Here is a 12,733-nt window from a genome sequence, read left to right on the forward strand (position 1 = left end):
TTTAGGCCACGACCCTGGATACGGCGCCGCCGAGGCGCTGGCGTTCCTTGGCGAGATACTCGTCGATCGCGTCGCCATGCATGGGCTTTGCGAAATAGTAGCCCTGGATGAAGTCGCATCCTAGCCGGCGCAGGGTGTCGAGCTGAGCGCGAGTCTCGACCCCCTCGGCGACGCAGGCGATCTCCATGTCGTCACAGAGGCCCGTGAGGGACTTGATGATCTTGTGGCTCACTGGATTGTCGTTGACGTCGGCGATGAAGCTGCGGTCGATCTTGATTTTGTCGAGCGGGAGCCAGTGCACGTGGCTCAGCGAGGAGTAGCCGGTGCCGAAATCGTCCAGCGAAATGCCGCAGCCCATCGCCTTCAATGCTGCGATCGACTGTTGTGCGCGTACGAAATCGAAGGTGACGGCGGTCTCGGTGATCTCGAAGTCGATCCGGTGCGGCGGCAGCCCGCTCTTCTCGACGATCGTGATCAGCGGCAGGATGCCCTCGGGCGAGCAGATGTCGTGGGCGGACAGGTTGAACGACAGGCGGATGTGGTCGGGCCAGGTCCTGGCTGTCGCGAGCGCGCGTACCAGGAGCGCCTGCGTCAGCGGCCGGATCAGGCCGATGCGCTCGGCGGCCGGAATGAAATCGGCCGGCGAAACCAGGCCGAGGCGGGAGCTGTGCCAGCGCGCCAGGACCTCGAAGCCGGCGGTATGCTCGCTCATGGCGTCCACGATCGGCTGGTACACCAGGTCCATCTCGGTGCTGAAATCGGCAGTGCGCAGCAAATTCTCGATGACGCCGCGGCTGCGGATCTCGGCCTCGAGCTCGCTCGAGAAGATCACGGTGCGACCGCGCAGATGGCGCTTGGCGTGATAAAGCGAATAGTCGGCGCATTCATAGAGCGCTTCTGCCGTCATTGCCGATTGCGGGAACAGCGCGAAGCCGATCGAACAGGACAGCCCGGTATGGGCGGTGTCGAGCTGGTAGGGCAGCTTGACCTGGTCACCAACGCGTTCGCCGAGCCGCATCAGATCCGCATCGTCAGGGTCGCCGCACACGACGAGGCCGAACTCGTCGCCGCCGAGCCTGGCGAATTCCACCCGCTGCGGACCGAAGCCCTCGCAGACCTCGCGGATGCGCCGGCCCGCCTCGATCAGAACGCGGTCGCCAACCGAATGGCCGTAATTGTCGTTGATCGGCTTGAAGCCATCGAGGTCGATGATCCCGACCGCGACGCGAACGTTTCTGCGCTCGGCATCGGTGAACGCGCTCGACAGCTCGGCGAAGAAGCGGCGGCGGTTCGGCAATTCCGTCAGGGAATCGAGGTTGGCGAGGCGGAAGTTCTCGTCCGAAAGGGCCTGGGTGGCGGCCTGCTGCGCCAGCAGCGATTTGCGGCTGGCGACGAGATCGGCGAAGTCGCGGTAATAGATGAACAGCACCGTCACCATCGCCCCCGACACGAGCAGATTGTTGACAGCGATTGCCTTCAGCGTCGGCTCGCCGGTGGCCCAGAAGAAGAGCACATAGGGCACGTCGACGACCAGCGTCACGATCAGTGCCGCCGAGCGCAGATGCATCAGCGAGAAAATGCAGCCGATCACGGTCACCGCCATGTAGAAGGCTACCTGACTCTTGGCGAAAGCATCGCCGTAAGGATAGAGCGCGAAGGACCATGCGGTGAAGCCTGCGCCGATCGGCGCCGCGATCCAGTTGGTAAAGCGCAGATTGCGCAGGATGTCGGCATCGGTGCGCACGACACGTCGCTGGCGCAGCCACCAGAATGTGCGAAAGCCTGTCACCGCGATCAGCACGGCCGGCACGACCATACTCAGCGAGGCCGGTGCCAGCGGCACATAGGTATAAGCCACCGCAATCGTGTTTGTGATCAGGATGAAATAGAGCAGCGGGATCTGTTTCGAGAAGGCGTCGAATTGCGCGCGCATCAGCTCCGGATTGTCGGCCGGCACCCGAAACAGCTCTGCGACGGCAGCTAGATGTGACTTCAAATTGGTGACAGGCATTGCAATATCAGCCCTGAATTTCCTCAAAACGCGGGCGATCTTGCACGGCGGCGGTAAAGGGGGCGTTAGATTGGAGTCCTCGCGAGAGGCTCGACGCGCCGCAGACCTTCTCGATCCGCGCACCGGTCAGGTTGCGTTAACGATATCCGGCGGCGGAAGTGCGGGGATTGGCTGAAAGAGCCCGCATAAGATGCGGTACGCTCTGCTAACCATATGCGCCGGCGCAACCTATTGTCGCACCGACAGCGGTGCGAGCCGGCATGCCGGCTTCACCTCTCCCCCGGAGAGAAGGAGAGGTGAAGATAGCGCGAGACGATCGCTATTTCTTCTCGAGCGCGGCGGTCTGCTTGGCGAGCTGCTTGTCGAAATCTTCCGACAGGGTTGTGGCGTAGGCTGCGAGCTCACCCGGCTTGACGAATGGGTTCGGTGCGCCGTCCTTCATTTCGGCGCGCTTGGCCTGCATGCCATAGACCTCCGGATGCGGCCCGAGCAGCACGTCGATCTTCATCGCCTTCACTTTGGCGTAGGTCGCACGGTAGTCGTCGACGATTCCGGCGTGGGTCGGCTGGCCGACCAGCCGGTTCAACGCCACTGTCCCGCTACAGAAGAACAGCACCTCGCGGTCCTGATTGTCGTCCTTGACGGTCATCTCCCAACTCGTGCAGCCAGGCGAATGGCCGGGGGTGGCGTGAGCCGTCAGCGTGGTGTCGCCGAGCGTGATCTTGTCGCCTTCCTTCACGGCGCGATCGACCTTCACTGCGGGGAAGGCGAGGTCCTCGTTCTTCTCGTCGCCAGGATAATAGCCGCCTTCCAGCAGCGGCTTGTCGCGTTCGCCGGCGATCAGCTGCGCGCCGGTCTCCTTCTTGATTTCGGCGAAACCGCCGGTGTGGTCGAAATGCGCGTGCGTGTTGAGGATGATCTTGATGTCCGAGACCTTGAGACCGAGCTTGGCAATGTTGTCCTTGATCATGCCGGTGGATTCCGGAAGCGCCGTATCCATCAGGATCAGGCCTTGTGAGGTCTTGATGATGTAGACGGCGATGCCGTCAGTGCCGACATAGTAGATGTTGCCGATGAGCTGGAACGGCTCGAACGGCGTGGTCCATTTCTTGGTGACCACCGCCAGGAAGTCCTTGACGGTCTGCGCCTGCGCGCCGGTTGCGAGGAACGCCAGCGCGCACAGCGCGGCCGTGAGCTTCTTCATGGTTTGTCTCCCGGGATTGTTCTTGCAGATTGTTCTTGCAGATTGTTCTTGTCGTCTTGATCGGGCGCGGCCTTCGCGCGGCCGGCCGGCAAGCTACGTCGTGCGAGGTGCGGCAGCAACGGCCACATGTCTGAAAAATTTCGTGGCATGCGCGGAATAACCGTGTCTGTCCGTTTTGAGCATGGCGGCCATTGCGGTAACGCGGCCGGGCGGGATTTTGACCGCGCGCAGTCGGCTCGCCATACTTCGTCCCAAGGCGAGCCAGAAAGACTCGTCGGCATCGGGAGCTGAAATGACCAATTCGTTGTCCGTCCTTGCGGGGACGCTGATTTCCCTCGTCTCCTTCACTTCGATTGCCTTCTCGCAGCCGGCCTGCGTCACCCAGAACATGGTGGTGCCGCCTGGGGCCAACAGCACCGACAAGGCGGGCCCGTTCTTCATCGATACGACGGGTCTCGACTTCAAGACGGCGCCTCCGACGCGAGATCCCTCCAATCCCAATTATCCGCGCGCCACCGAGCTTCCTGACGGAACGCTGCCGCCACCGGGTGCCGAAGGCAATTTCATCATCGGTCCCACCCACAATCCTGCGCCGGAGACGATCGCGAAAGAGGGCGTGCCGCGTGGGACGACAAAGTCCTTCACGTTTTCGTCGAAGGAGAGCACCATCTACAATCCGGGTCTGATCCGCGACGATCTTGCCGGTTGCACCAATTCCTCGATCATGACGACCGTCACGACGCCGGACGACAAGTCGCACATGATCGTCACCACCAGCCATCCCGGCGTCTGGTCGCGCACCATCGACGTCTATGTGCCGGCGCAATATGTCCGCGGCAGCGAGGCGCCGTTCATCGTGGTCGGCGACGGCGGCTCCAACGCCTACAAGGATGTCGCCGTCACGCTCGACAATCTGATCGCGCAGCGCCGCGTGCCGCCGATGATCGCGATCCAGATCGGCAATGGCGGGCAGGACGCGCAGGGCAGTCAGCGCGGCCGCGAATATGACGCGGTGTCAGGCGCCTACGCGCAATTCGTCGAGCGTGAAGTGCTGCCGCTGGTCGAAAAGAATGCCGACGTCAGGCTGACCAAAAATCCCGATGGGCGTGCGACCATGGGGCTGAGTTCGAGCGGCGTGGCGGCCTTCACCATGGCGTGGTTCTATCCCGATCTCTATCACCGCGTGCTGGCGTTCTCGCCGACCATGGTCAACCAGCAATGGCCGCATGACCCGTCGCTGCGCGGCGGCGCCTGGGAATATCACAGCGCATGGCCGGGGCGGGCCACACCCAATCTCATCGCCAAGGCGGGCGTGCTCACGCCGGCCGAGCCGCCCGGCGTGCCTTTGATCGTCGCTGCGCCGACCAAGCCGATCCGCTTCTGGTTCTTCGGCGGCGACCAGGACCTGTTCTATCCGAACCCCACGATTCCCGACGGCATGCACGACTGGACCCTCTCCAACGCGCTGATGGCCAAGGTGCTGGCGGAGAAGGGCTACCACTATCAGTTTCTGTTCGTACGCAACGCCAAGCACGTCGACCGGCCCACGATCGCGCAGACGCTGCCGTCGGCGCTGGAGTGGGTCTGGAAGGGCTACCCGATCCCCTGAGCGAAGTGGCCTAGCGTCCGATCGTCACGCCGGCGGTCGAGCGCATGGCATCTTTGAGGCTCGTCGCGTTCTTGTCGTCGAGGACCTCTCGCGTCAGCACGGTGGTCTGGCCGGGCGTGTTGAGGATCGTCTCTCCGCGCGAAGAGGAGAGGCGGTCGGCTTTGTAGGATGACGCCCGATCGGTCGCGGGCGCATGGCGCGGCAGCTTGCCGGCCTCTGCAAACGATGTCTGCGAGACGCAGAGGGCGGCAATCGCGGTCAGTCGCAATGATTTTGCGGGCATGCGATCTCCCAAATTCAGGGCGTTAGCCTATCATATGGGCTGGTCGTCGCAGGAAATAAGGGGTCAGGCGAGAGCGGCCTGGCGTTCCCGCACTGGTTCGCGGACCCGATCCGGTTTCCCCGGCTCCGCGAGCCGCGTAAAGCTGCGCTGGCTCGCATGCGCGGGTGCTTCGACGATCACGCCCTCGCAGACGATTTGTCCGCCGAGCATCCTGAATTCCAGCTTGTCGTAGCGCGGCATCGTCTCGCCAGGCGCGGGCGGCAGCAGCCCGACGCTTCCCTGGATGTTCAGCGTGGCATCACCGGCGCCGTGGAGGCGCGGATTCCACATCCTGCTCCCGGTCTCCGCCCAACGCTGCCGGATCAGCGCGGCGCGGTCGGCGGGTTCTGCGATCCTTGCACGAATCTTCGGCGCGCTGGTGATCCCCGGAGCGGGAGCCTCGAGGGCTGGCTCCGGCGCAATATCCGTGACGACGCTGGGCGTGCTGGCGACGACTTCCGCCGCGCTGGAGGAAGAATCGCTGTCAATGCTATCCTGAGGGACATGCTCCGGCGGGATGTCGCGATCGGCAAGCGCGACACGCGTCTCGTCGAGAGTTGAGCAAGTATCCACGTCGACGGCGGAGGAATGCTCGTCGTTGATGGCGAGAGCGGGGGCATCAACCGGCACGACCTCGACAGACGAGGCCTTCTCCGCGACAACGGGCTCAACGTCGGCCGCGAGTTCGGGAGATGGATCGCTGTTGATGATGAGTTCGGGGACGTCGACCGTCTCACGCTCGACATCGATGGTCGCGACCGAAGCTTCCTCCACGACGACCGGCTCGACTTCCGCCGCCGTCCCCCGGGATGAATCGTCGCTGCCGCTGACATCGGCTGGCGCTTCCGACGGGCTCTCCGCGATGACGGGTCTGGCGGTCTCGTCTTCGGTGGCTGAAGCCGCGGCCGCAACGTCGCAGTTTGACGTTTCCGCGCTGATGCTGGTGTCCAGAGCCGGAGCGGCTTCTAAAATGTCGGCAACGAGGCCGGGCGAGGCGTCCGCGGCATCAGGCGCGACGTCGATGCTGCCGCCGTGTGGCGCGGGCCGGAGCCGGTTGAACGCCCATTTCACCGCGGGGATGCGGCGCAGCAACGATATCAGTCTCGAAAGCACTGGGAGTTGTCCAAGAGATACTCGGCTTGAGGCCATCGCTGATTCGCCAGCAATGTAAAAATCCCCGGCTGTCACACTGATGTCAATGTAGGTGGGACCAATTGCAGAACATCGGCGCCTCCGTTACGCGCGCGTGACGGAGGCGAACGTGATCGGCGATGACAGGCTTTGGCCGCACGAAGATGATTGACTGAAAGAGCCGGAGCGATAGACAAGCCACGTCTCGAGGTACCTCGGACGCTGACTACGCACAGCCCGCCCTATCTGGAGAGGGACTGACGCCTCTCCAGATTTCCGATCGATACCGGCCTACTTTCCCGCGCCGGAGCCGGAGCCCGCGCCGCCGCCGGCCTGGCTGCCCATGTTATTGGTGTTACTGCCACCGGCGCTCGGAGCCTGCTTGCCCTTGCTGTCGGCGGCCTCGTTCTGCATGTTCGATGACGTGCCGGTCGTCATGCCCTTGGTCGCGGGGCCCCGGGACGAGGGCCCGACGTCGCCCTGACCGGATGCGCCTGGGGCGGGTTGTGTCTGCGCGAAGGCGCCGCCGGTCGCCAGCGCCATGATGCATGCGGATGCCAAAATGATCTTCTTCATCTGGTTTCCTCCTGGGTTGTTTCAGTACAACTTACGCGCGGAGCGGACGTTCCTCACAGGGAGCGCCGCGAGGGATCATGACAAACGCGTTGCGGCGCTTGTCGAGGTTCCCTGTAAAGCTCTATCGACGGTAGAGTTTGGAACATCGGGCATCTGGTGTAAGGACGAGGCATGAAAAGGATAATGACTGTTGGAGCGGTTCTGCTCTGGTCCACCATCGCGTTCGCACAGGAGCGCACCATCACTGTGGCCTCGACGACGTCGACGGAACAGTCGGGGCTGTTCGGTTACTTGCTGCCGCTGTTCTCGAAGGCCGCGGGCATCGACGTGAAGGTCGTTGCCGTCGGCACGGGCCAGGCGCTCGACATCGGGCGGCGCGGCGATGCAGACGTCGTGTTCGTCCATGACAGGCCCGCCGAGAACAAGTTCATGTCCGAAGGGGAGGGCGTGAAGCGCTTCGATGTCATGTACAACGACTTCGTCATTGTCGGGCCGAAGAGCGATCCCGCGAAGATCGCCGGCGGCAAGGACGTGGCCGCGGCGCTGCGCAAGATCGCGGCCGCGAAGGCGCCGTTCATCTCGCGCGGCGACAAATCCGGCACGCACGCGGCCGAACTGCGGCTGTGGAAGGAGGCAGGCATCGACCTCGGTGCCGCCAGCGACGGCTGGTATCGCGAGATCGGCCAAGGCATGGGCCCGGCACTCAACATGGCGTCGTCGTCGAACGCCTATCTACTGTCGGACCGCGGCACCTGGTTGTCATTCAAGAATCGCGGCGAGCTCGCCGTCCTGACCGAAGGCGACAAGCGGCTGTTCAACCAGTACGGCGTCATGCTGGTCAATCCGGCCAAGCATGCGAACGTGAAGGCGCGGGACGGACAGGCCTTCATCGACTGGCTGATCTCTTCGAAAGGGCAGGAGGCCATCGCCGGCTACAAGGTCGGGGGCGAGCAGCTATTTTTCCCCAACGCGTCCCACTAGCAGGAAGGCGACGGTCGACACTGCGATGCTGAGTGCGAGCAGGATCAGCCCGAGCCCGAGTGCCAGTGGCAGGTCGCCCTTGCTGGTCTCCAGCGCGATCGCCGTCGTCATCGTGCGCGTGAAACCGCGGATGTTGCCACCGACGATGAGGATGGCGCCAACCTCCGCAATCGCGCGGCCGAAGGCTGCGAGAAAGGCCGTCAGCAGCGAGGTCCGGCCCAGCGCGAACAGCAAGCCGATGCTGCGTAGCGTTGACAGCCCGTCGATCCGCGCCAGGTCGCCATACTCCGCCCACAGCAGGCTCGCCGGCCGGTGCACCAGTGCGACCACGATCGGTGTGGCGAGCAGCGTCTGCGCGACCACCATGGCCGCCGGCGTGAACAACAGGCCGGCGACCCCGAGCGGGCCGGAGCGCGACAGCAGAAGATAGAGCGCGAGCCCGACCACGACCGGCGGAAGGCCAAGCAAGGCATTGGTGAGGACGATGATGACCTGCCGTCCGCGGAACCGGGTGATCGCAAGCAGCGCCCCGAACGGCGCCCCAATCAGAAGCGCGAGGATGCTGGCGGTCAGGCTGACGCGCACCGAAAGCCCGACGATGCCCAGAAGCTCTGCGTCGGCCTCGCCGATCAGCGTGAATGCGGCGCCGACGGATCGCGCGAAGTCGTTCATCCGTGCCTGAGCTTCGGCGCCAGCCGCCATGGCTGGGGTCCGTCAATTCCGGGACTGCGGAGCTGCGTCACGTCTGATTCCCTGCAAGTATCCAGTGGCCCGGCCGCCGCAGCAAAAGTTTCCAGGCAGCAGGCCAGTCACAGAATACTCGCGTGGACCGGTTTGGAAACCGAATTCGACCGGACATCAAAGTCGCGGGCTGCCTGGCAGCAGCTTCCCTTTGATATTACCGCTTGACGCTGGCCGATGCCGAGAGCGTGGGGGATGCCCCAATGCTCTGCTGCCAATAATTCTCGATCTGCTCGACCAAGGCGGGCGGCAGCGGAACGTAGTTGAGCGTCTCGGCCTGCGGCTTTCCGTTCTCCAGCGACCAGCGGACGAAATCGATGGCGGCCGCCGACCTGTCAACGGATTTGGGCGCCTTCGGCATCAGCACGAAAGTCGTGGCCGTGATCGGGTAGGCGTCTTCGCCGGGCGCATTGGTGAGCACGAGATGGAAATCCTTGTCCGCCTTCCAGTCCGCACTCGCGGCCGCCGCCTGGAACGATGCGGCGTCGGGAATGACGAAATTGCCGGCGCTATTCTGCACTCGACCGAAGGAGATCCGGTCGAGCCGCTGCAGTGCGTAACTGTATTCGAGATAGCCGATCGCGCCGGGGACGAGGCTGACGAGCGAGGCGACGCCATCATTGCCCTTGCCGCCGAGGCCAAGCGGCCACTCGACGGAGGTCCCTTCTCCGACGCTCGCCTTCCACTGCGGGTTGACCTTGGACAGGTAGTTCGACCAATTGAACGTCGTGCCCGATCCGTCGGTGCGATGAACCACCGTGATCGGCGCGTTCGGTAACCTGATGTCGGGGTTGACCGCGCGAATGGCCGGGTCGTTCCAGGATTTGAGCCTGCCGAGATAGATATCGGCGAGCATCTGGCCGGTGAAGCGGATCTGGCCGGGCTTGACTCCGTCGATATTGACGACAGGCACGACCCCTCCGATCACGATCGGAAATTGCATCATGCCGAGCTTGTCCAATTCCTTGGGGTCCATCGGCATATCGCTTGCGCCGAAATCGACGGACTCTTTCTTGATCAGGCCGACGCCGATGCTCGAACCGACCGCCTGGTAGCTGACGATGTTACCGGTCTTCATTTTATACGCATCGATCCATTTCGCCATCACAGGCGAAACGAAGGTTGAGCCGGCACCTCTGATCTCAGCCGCCAGGCTTTGCGTGGCGACGAGCAGAGCGGTGAGGATCACGGGGAGTGCGATGTGTTTCTTCATATGCACGACGCTAACAGCTCGGGCACGAAACAGATGTGGTCTATGTCACAAACTGCTGTGAATGCTTGTGTGAGGCGCGTCACGAGCAACAGACGACGAGCGGCCGCACGCAGCGCCTTCGGCGGCACGAACCGCGATGCGTGCGTCAGCTCAGATCAAGCTGCGCAGCACTTCAACGAGCCGGGCACATTCGACCTCCGTCCCGACCGTGACGCGCAGGAAGTCCTCGATGCGCGGCTTTCCGAAATGACGGACCAGAACGCCACGCTGGCGAAGCGCTGCCGCGAGATCTGCTCCGCTCCGGCTTCGATGGCGCGCGAAGACGAAGTTGGCGAGCGAGGGCAACACCTCGAAGCCAAGTTGTCCAAGGTCCCGGGCCAAGGTTTCGCGGCTTGCGATGATACGAGCACGGGTGTCTCTAAACCAGCCATCGTCCTCGATCGCGGCGACGGCGCCGGCGATCGCGAGGCAATCGACGGGATAGGAGTTGAAGCTGTCCTTCACCCGTTCCAGCGCTTCGATCAGCGGTCGTTGGCCGATGGCAAAACCAACCCGCAGGCCAGCGAGCGAGCGCGACTTCGAGAAGGTCTGGATGACCAGCAGATTGTCGTGGCGCGCAATCAGTGGCACGGCGCTCTCGGCGCCGAAATCGACATAAGCCTCGTCCACCACCACCAGCCGGTCCGGCTGTTCGGCCAGCAGCGATGCGATTGCGTCGCGCTGAAGGGCAATTCCGGTCGGAGCGTTCGGATTGCAGAGCAGGATGGCACTCGATGGCCGCCTGTAGTCGGAGATATCGATCCTCATCGCAGCATCGAGCGGTACCTCGTCATGCGTTATTCCATAGAGGCCGCAATAGACGGGGTAGAAGCTGTAGGTGACATCGGGGAATAGAAGCGGTGGTTCGTGCTTCAGAAGGGCTTGGAAGGTGTGGGCCAGAACCTCGTCGGAGCCGTTACCGACGAACACTTGCTCGGGCGTCACGTCGCAATGGGCCGCGATCGCCTCGCGCAGGCGCGTTGCGCGCGGATCGGGATAAAGGCGCAGCCGCTCCGCGGCCGACGCGATCGCCGCCAGCACGTGCGGCGAGGGCGGGTAGGGATTCTCGTTGGTATTGAGCTTGACGATGCCGTCCTGCTTGGGCTGCTCGCCGGGGACATAAGGCGAAAGCGTGTGGACGACCGGACTCCAGAAACGGCTCATGAGCTCCAATCCGAATTTGATCGAGGCACAGTAGGGTATGCGGGACCTCGGCGGAAGTGCGCCTGCATTCAGCATTCCAGGCAAATCCGCACGAGACTTACTGCCGGGGGCGTTCCCGCAAGCGCAACCCCTATGCTAGGGTCATCGCACCACCGCCCAGAATGAAAACAAGAATGAAGGCCGGTGCGCCCCAGGGCGCTGAACGGCCGAAAAGCGAGGAACACATGCCGGGTGCAGCCCTTCCCACCGCTCCCTCGATTCCGACCGCGCCCGTGACCTCAGCCGTTCTCGACCGCTTGCGGGCCATCGTCGGCGACAAAAGTCTGATCCTGGACGAGCACGACAAGCGCCCCTTCGTGACCGACTGGCGCGGCGAACTCGCGGGGCAGGCCGCGGCGGTCGTGCGTCCGGCCAGCACCGCGGAAGTCTCCGCTGTCGTCAAGCTCTGCTACGACAACGGCATTGCCATCGTTCCGCAAGGTGGCAACACCGGGTTGATGGGTGGCGCCACGCCGTGGCCCATGCACCGCGGTATCGTGCTGTCGCTCGGTCGCATGAACCAGGTGCTGAATATCGATCCCGTCGGCTACGCCCTGACCGTGGAGGCAGGCTGCATCCTCGAGACGCTCCAGAACACAGCCGCGCGCCACGATCGCCTCTTTCCGCTCAGCCTGGGTGCTCAGGGCTCCTGCATGATCGGAGGCAATCTGTCCACCAATGCCGGCGGCGTGCAGGTGCTGCGTTATGGCAATGCGCGAAATCTGGTGTTGGGTCTCGAAGTCGTGCTGGCCAATGGCGATGTCTGGGACGGCCTGCGCGCACTCAAGAAAGACAACACCGGCTATGACCTCAAGCATCTGTTCATGGGCGCCGAAGGGACGCTCGGCATCATCACCAAGGCGGTGCTGAAACTCTGGCCGGCGCCGAAAGACGTGTGCACGGCATGGCTCGCAATCCGCGATCCCAAGGCGGCCATCGACCTTCTGTCGGAGGCGCATGCCGCTTCCGATGACAATGTCGGCTCCTGTGAGCTCATCAGCCGTGCGTGCACCGACATGGTGCTGCGCCACATTTCCGGCACCCAGGATCCTCTCAAGGCCGAGACCGAATGGTATCTCCTTCTCGAATGTTCGTCGGCCCGGGCACGGCAGGACGGTGGTGCGGGCATGTCGGATAGGATGGAGCTGTTCCTGGCCGATCAACTCGAGGCGGGCCGGGTGCTGGATGCTGTGATCGCGCAAACCGAAGCGCAGTCGCGCAACATGTGGCGGATTCGCGAGAGCGTGGCCGAGGCATCGCGCACCGAAGGTCCGGGCTTGAGCTACGACGTGTCGGTCGCTGTCTCCAGGATTCCCGAGTTTATCGACAGCGGTCTTGCGGCCGTGCTTGCTATCCTGCCGGCAATTCGCCCCTATCCGCTCGGCCACATCGGAGACGGCAATGTGCACTTCTCCTTCATGGGCCCGAAGGGCATGGACCGCGATACGCTCAACCAGTACTCCGCGGCGATCACACGGACCGTCAACGACCTCGTCACGTCCATGGGCGGCTCGATCTCGGCGGAACATGGCATCGGAATCGAGAAGCTCGACGAGCTCCAGCACTACCGCTCCCGGACCGAGCTCGACATCATGCGCACGATCAAGCGGGCGCTCGATCCCAAGAACATCATGAATCCGGGCAAGGTGCTTCGTCTCGGTTAAGCCGTACGCCTCGAGCCCGGTGCTCCCCGCACCCTCGCG

The 12,733-nt window shown here is 63.5% G+C and carries 11 protein-coding genes; 3 read left to right on the top strand and 8 right to left on the bottom strand.

The window, feature by feature from the left end; all coding sequences use genetic code 11:
• Window position 1: 1 nt before the first annotated feature.
• Both ACVIN2_RS32925 and blaBJP read right to left on the bottom strand, forming a co-directional pair.
• The gene (locus ACVIN2_RS32925) at window positions 2–2,011 is read right to left on the bottom strand and encodes a putative bifunctional diguanylate cyclase/phosphodiesterase (RefSeq protein ID WP_456768784.1); all 2,010 of its coding nucleotides are present in this window, start codon (window positions 2,009–2,011) and stop codon (window positions 2–4) included.
• A 319-nt stretch (window positions 2,012–2,330) separates the two neighbouring features.
• Complete coding sequence (gene blaBJP / locus ACVIN2_RS32930; RefSeq protein ID WP_456768785.1) at window positions 2,331–3,215, bottom strand: BJP family subclass B3 metallo-beta-lactamase; 885 nt, start codon at window positions 3,213–3,215, stop codon at window positions 2,331–2,333.
• Window positions 3,216–3,507: 292 nt separating this feature from the next.
• Here blaBJP and ACVIN2_RS32935 point away from each other — a divergent pair, with 292 nt between their 5' ends.
• On the top strand, window positions 3,508–4,824 hold the full coding sequence (locus ACVIN2_RS32935) for an alpha/beta hydrolase (protein ID WP_456768786.1): 1,317 nt from the start codon (window positions 3,508–3,510) through the stop codon (window positions 4,822–4,824).
• Between the two features lie 10 nt (window positions 4,825–4,834).
• On the opposite strand, the gene ACVIN2_RS32940 is transcribed toward ACVIN2_RS32935, so the two are convergent.
• From ACVIN2_RS32940 to ACVIN2_RS32950, 3 genes are all read right to left on the bottom strand, one after another.
• On the bottom strand, window positions 4,835–5,107 hold the full coding sequence (locus ACVIN2_RS32940) for a TonB-dependent receptor plug domain-containing protein (RefSeq protein ID WP_456768787.1): 273 nt from the start codon (window positions 5,105–5,107) through the stop codon (window positions 4,835–4,837).
• A gap of 63 nt (window positions 5,108–5,170) precedes the next feature.
• The gene (locus ACVIN2_RS32945) at window positions 5,171–6,259 is read right to left on the bottom strand and encodes a hypothetical protein (protein WP_456768788.1); all 1,089 of its coding nucleotides are present in this window, start codon (window positions 6,257–6,259) and stop codon (window positions 5,171–5,173) included.
• Between the two features lie 309 nt (window positions 6,260–6,568).
• Complete coding sequence (locus ACVIN2_RS32950; protein WP_456768789.1) at window positions 6,569–6,853, bottom strand: hypothetical protein; 285 nt, start codon at window positions 6,851–6,853, stop codon at window positions 6,569–6,571.
• A 183-nt stretch (window positions 6,854–7,036) separates the two neighbouring features.
• On the opposite strand from ACVIN2_RS32950, the gene ACVIN2_RS32955 reads away from it, so the two are divergent.
• A complete protein-coding gene (locus ACVIN2_RS32955) occupies window positions 7,037–7,834 on the top strand; it encodes a substrate-binding domain-containing protein (RefSeq protein ID WP_456768790.1) in 798 nt (265 codons plus the stop codon).
• Here ACVIN2_RS32955 and ACVIN2_RS32960 read toward each other — a convergent pair.
• From ACVIN2_RS32960 to hisC, 3 genes are all read right to left on the bottom strand, one after another.
• A complete protein-coding gene (locus tag ACVIN2_RS32960; RefSeq protein WP_456769847.1) occupies window positions 7,808–8,506 on the bottom strand; it encodes an ABC transporter permease in 699 nt (232 codons plus the stop codon). The two genes, ACVIN2_RS32955 and ACVIN2_RS32960, sit on opposite strands and share 27 nt — an antisense overlap.
• 226 nt (window positions 8,507–8,732) lie before the next feature.
• Window positions 8,733–9,788 carry a phosphate ABC transporter substrate-binding protein PstS gene (pstS, locus tag ACVIN2_RS32965; RefSeq protein WP_456768791.1) on the bottom strand — a complete coding sequence of 352 codons (1,056 nt, stop codon included), beginning with the start codon at window positions 9,786–9,788 and terminating at the stop codon, window positions 8,733–8,735.
• A 150-nt stretch (window positions 9,789–9,938) separates the two neighbouring features.
• Window positions 9,939–10,991 (bottom strand): histidinol-phosphate transaminase, encoded by a 1,053-nt coding sequence (gene hisC, locus ACVIN2_RS32970; protein ID WP_456768792.1) that lies wholly within the window; start codon window positions 10,989–10,991, stop codon window positions 9,939–9,941.
• A 224-nt stretch (window positions 10,992–11,215) separates the two neighbouring features.
• Between hisC and ACVIN2_RS32975 the strand changes: the two genes are divergently transcribed.
• Window positions 11,216–12,694: an FAD-binding oxidoreductase gene (locus ACVIN2_RS32975; RefSeq protein WP_456768793.1), complete on the top strand. Its 1,479-nt coding sequence runs from the start codon at window positions 11,216–11,218 to the stop codon at window positions 12,692–12,694.
• The last annotated feature ends 39 nt before the right edge of the window (window positions 12,695–12,733 follow it).

The organism is Bradyrhizobium sp. USDA 3650 (assembly GCF_054057395.1).

Coding starts and splice junctions, on each gene's coding strand:
- ACVIN2_RS32925 (WP_456768784.1), bottom strand. CDS start 2,011: ATGCCTGTCACCAATTTGAAGTCACATCTAGCTGCCGTCGCAGAGCTG.
- blaBJP (WP_456768785.1), bottom strand. CDS start 3,215: ATGAAGAAGCTCACGGCCGCGCTGTGCGCGCTGGCGTTCCTCGCAACC.
- ACVIN2_RS32935 (WP_456768786.1), top strand. CDS start 3,508: ATGACCAATTCGTTGTCCGTCCTTGCGGGGACGCTGATTTCCCTCGTC.
- ACVIN2_RS32940 (WP_456768787.1), bottom strand. CDS start 5,107: ATGCCCGCAAAATCATTGCGACTGACCGCGATTGCCGCCCTCTGCGTC.
- ACVIN2_RS32950 (WP_456768789.1), bottom strand. CDS start 6,853: ATGAAGAAGATCATTTTGGCATCCGCATGCATCATGGCGCTGGCGACC.
- ACVIN2_RS32955 (WP_456768790.1), top strand. CDS start 7,037: ATGACTGTTGGAGCGGTTCTGCTCTGGTCCACCATCGCGTTCGCACAG.
- ACVIN2_RS32960 (WP_456769847.1), bottom strand. CDS start 8,506: ATGAACGACTTCGCGCGATCCGTCGGCGCCGCATTCACGCTGATCGGC.
- pstS (WP_456768791.1), bottom strand. CDS start 9,788: ATGAAGAAACACATCGCACTCCCCGTGATCCTCACCGCTCTGCTCGTC.
- hisC (WP_456768792.1), bottom strand. CDS start 10,991: ATGAGCCGTTTCTGGAGTCCGGTCGTCCACACGCTTTCGCCTTATGTC.
- ACVIN2_RS32975 (WP_456768793.1), top strand. CDS start 11,216: ATGCCGGGTGCAGCCCTTCCCACCGCTCCCTCGATTCCGACCGCGCCC.